Raw genomic sequence first — 3,352 nt, 5'->3', positions numbered from 1 at the left:
GATGATCTCTATCTCAGACATAAGCACGTGCTCAGGCATATGCCCAAGCCTCCATGGTCATGCCCAAGTGTCCGGTCGAAATGGGGGCCAGTTCAGAGGGCCGCTCCGCTGACGCGGGCGGAGGCCCTTCCATCACCAACGGCATGAAGCCACCAGCCTCCGGCGCACCCAGCGTCCCGCCGCGATACTCGCGCCGCCAGATCGAAAGCAGCGACCGCGAAATCCCATACCGACGAGCCGTTGCCGAGCCCTGCCGGTAGCCGCGCAGGCTCTCTTCGACGATCCGGACCTTGTCCTCGTCTGACCAGTGCCGGCGACGGCCAACCTCATCGGCGGCGAAAATCTCGATTGGTGAAACAACTGAAGCACATGCCATAAGGCAATGCCTTACGACCATTTGTTCAATCAGAGCAGACGGCCCTCACCGAAGGCATACAAATCGGACAGTGACGGAAACTACGATCTTTCGTCTGCTGGGGTGTTGTTGCGCTCTTGCGTGACAAGAGGAGGTCTCCCCTTACCCTCGCGGTTTCACGCAACGTGACCTGCTCCCCTCGGAGTCCGCGTTTATAGGTTAGCTCTGTTCAGGGTTTGGTCCTCTTTCGACCTTTGATGATACTCCCACGGGGTGAGCCCGGCCAGCGCACAGGCTCGCCGCTGCGAGTAGCTCTTCGCCTTCATGGCCCAGTCCACGTGACCTGAGACCCGAACTTTGGCCCGCCAGTTGTAGAACGTCGCGCTGCTGACCCCGTGCTCACGGCACAGCTCGGGCACGGGCATCCCGCCCTCCGCCTGGCGCAGCACGCCCATGATCTGGGCTTCGGTGAAACGGCTCTTCTTCATCGGAATCTCCTCGTCCATCCTGCCGAGAAAATTCTACGTTCGCATCCCCCTAACCACGGGGAGGATTACCGAACCGTTCGGGGCCGATCTGGGCTCGAACCACCGCGGCCTTCTGGCCATGATCTAGTTGCCCTGAGCCTCGTCTCTTCGGGCGGGCCGGGTCAACTCCGGTTGTAGATGTCCTCGTAGCGGACGATGTCGTCCTCGCCCAGATAGGCCCCGGTCTGCACCTCGATCAGATACATCGGCAGCTTGCCAGGATTGGCCATCCGGTGGACGGTGCCCAGCGGGATGTAGACCGACTGGTTCTCGGTCACGAGCTTCTTTTCTTCGCCGATGGTCACCTCGGCGGTTCCCGCTACGACGATCCAGTGCTCTGAGCGATGATGGTGCGATTGCAGGCTGAGCACGCCGTCCGGCTTGACCATGATCCGCTTCACCTGGAATCGCGCCCCAAGACACAGCGTCTCGTACCAGCCCCAGGGGCGGTGATAGCGCGGATAGTGGTCGGCCTGCACGGCCTTGGCGCGGCGCAGCGTCTCGACCACCTTCTTGACATCCTGGGCACGGGACTTGTCGGCGACCAGAACCGCATCGCGCATCGCCACGGCGACCACATCCTTCAGGCCCAGCCCGACCAGCACGACGCCCTCTTCCTCGGACCGCAGATAGCTGTCTTCACACGCCACCGCGACGGCATCGCCGACCAGCGCCACGCCGTTCTCGTCATGCCCCGCGATCTTCCACAAGGCATCCCAGGCGCCGAGATCGGACCAGCCGCAATCGATCGGTACCGCGGCCACCTTCGCGGCCTTTTCCATCACCGCGTAGTCGAAGGAAATCGGCTCTATTCCGGCAAAAGGTGTTTCCGCGAGACGGAAGAAGCCCAGATCCTCGGCTCCCCCGGCAATGGCCGCGCGGCACGGCGGGACCATCTGCGGGGCATGGGTCTCGAAGGCGGCGATGACGTCGCGAACCCGGCCGAGGAAGATCCCGCCATTCCACAGATAGGTGCCTGCGGCCAGGAAGGCCTCGGCGGTGGCCTGGTCCGGTTTCTCGCGGAACTGCACCACGGGGACGGGGTCCTTGCCGGGCGGGGCGGCAAGTTCCAGATAGCCGTAGCCCGTTTCCGGCCGGTCCGGGGTCACCCCGAACGTGACGAGCGCCCCTTCAAGCGCGGCGGCGGTTCCCGCCCTCACCGCGTCCAGGAACGCAGGGGCGTCGGTGATGACGTGATCGGAGGGCGCCACCAGCATCAGATCGTCCGGCGTGCCCTCCAGCAGCAGCGCGGCGGCGAGGATCGCCGGGGCGGAATCGCGCGGGCAGGGCTCGACCACCACCCGCGCATCCGCCAGCCCGATCGCCGCGGCCTGATCGGTTGCCATGAAGCGGAATTCATCCCCGGTCATCACCAGCGGAGCCGTGAAGCCCTCGGCCGAGAAGCGGCGCAGGGTCGTCTGATAAAGACTGTCCTGGCCCAGAAGCGGTGCGAACTGCTTGGGATAGGCTTTCCTGGAGGCGGGCCAGAGCCGGGTGCCGGAACCGCCGCACAGAATGACCGGATGAAGATCGGGCATGGGACCCTCTTTGAGCATCATGCAGTTTCAGTTATGCGCAGGAACATCTGTAATGGCCGGGTCCCCGGGCGCAAGTCCGACGCGCCGGTACTGCGTCGGCCGCCCCTTCCGGTCATGTCGGTCAAGGTGATGTAATTTCCCGGAGAGATATCGCCGAAAACTGGTGATGGCGGATCAGGCGTCGGCCGTGGCGGAACTCAACCGGCAGCGTCCCAGGTGGTGGTTTAGAGTCAGGACTCACAACCAATAGATGACTGTCGCGGCCAGAGCGCGGGCCGAGAGGAATAGGATCGGGCAGCGGTCGCAGCGGGTGGCGATGCGCCGCCAGTCCTTAAGGCGAGCGAACATGGTCTCGATCCTGTGGCGCAGGCGGTAAAGGTCCGCGTCGTGCGGGATCGGAACCTTGCGACCGATGCGGGAGGGGATCCTGCACCGGATGTGTGTCGATGAGACCGACTTCCGAACCGACACTCAGGTGCCCGATGCGGCCTGAAGCCCCGCGCTCCAAACTGTCGTCGGCCTGATTGCAGGCCCCCGAGGTCCCCACCGGACGCGGTTCCGGTGATGCCGTGGTCCGGACTGATGCCGACGCCGTCGAGCACGCCAATGAGATGCGCACATCGGAATTGCATGGAACCAGCATCATGTTGGCGGCGATCGCACCGACCACGGACCGAAGCATGTGCCCGGGGTGATCTCAGATGAACGGGCCGGAAAGAACAGCTACCGAGAAAGAACGGCTATCGAGAACAAGAGGAAAAAACCGTTTCCGCGGGCGCCGGCGCGTGCGGAAAACAGCTTGACTGAGGCGGCCACGTTACCGAAGTCCTGACCCTCGGTGTTTGATCCCACGGTTTGATGGTGTGATCCTTTCGAAGGAATGGAAGGAAGCCCTATGGGACAAGTTCGTCACGGCAGCGCCACGACCACGC

General features: G+C 63.7%; 2 protein-coding genes and 2 pseudogenes. All 4 read right to left on the bottom strand.

What is annotated here, in order from left to right; genetic code table 11:
* Positions 1–31 precede the first annotated feature (31 nt).
* Entirely contained in the window at positions 32–376 is a 345-nt protein-coding gene (locus tag EV657_RS21290) for a transposase (RefSeq protein ID WP_134079858.1), read from the bottom strand.
* Positions 377–711: 335 nt separating this feature from the next.
* Positions 712–843, bottom strand: a pseudogene (locus EV657_RS21285) (transposase); the annotation flags it as partial.
* Between the two features lie 161 nt (positions 844–1,004).
* Positions 1,005–2,420: a mannose-1-phosphate guanylyltransferase/mannose-6-phosphate isomerase gene (locus tag EV657_RS21280; RefSeq protein WP_134079857.1), complete on the bottom strand. Its 1,416-nt coding sequence runs from the start codon at positions 2,418–2,420 to the stop codon at positions 1,005–1,007.
* 237 nt (positions 2,421–2,657) lie between these two features.
* Positions 2,658–2,882: pseudogene (locus EV657_RS21275) on the bottom strand (transposase); the annotation flags it as partial.
* Positions 2,883–3,352: the final 470 nt, after the last annotated feature.

The sequence above is a fragment of the Rhodovulum visakhapatnamense genome (genome assembly GCF_004365965.1).
In the GTDB taxonomy this organism is placed as follows: Bacteria; Pseudomonadota; Alphaproteobacteria; order Rhodobacterales; family Rhodobacteraceae; genus Rhodovulum; species Rhodovulum visakhapatnamense.
This window is presented reverse-complemented; position numbering and strand designations above follow the sequence as displayed.

Excerpts from the sequence above, each read along its gene's own strand:
- EV657_RS21290 (WP_134079858.1), bottom strand. The coding sequence starts at position 376 with ATGGCATGTGCTTCAGTTGTTTCACCAATCGAGATTTTCGCCGCCGAT.
- EV657_RS21280 (WP_134079857.1), bottom strand. The coding sequence starts at position 2,420 with ATGCCCGATCTTCATCCGGTCATTCTGTGCGGCGGTTCCGGCACCCGG.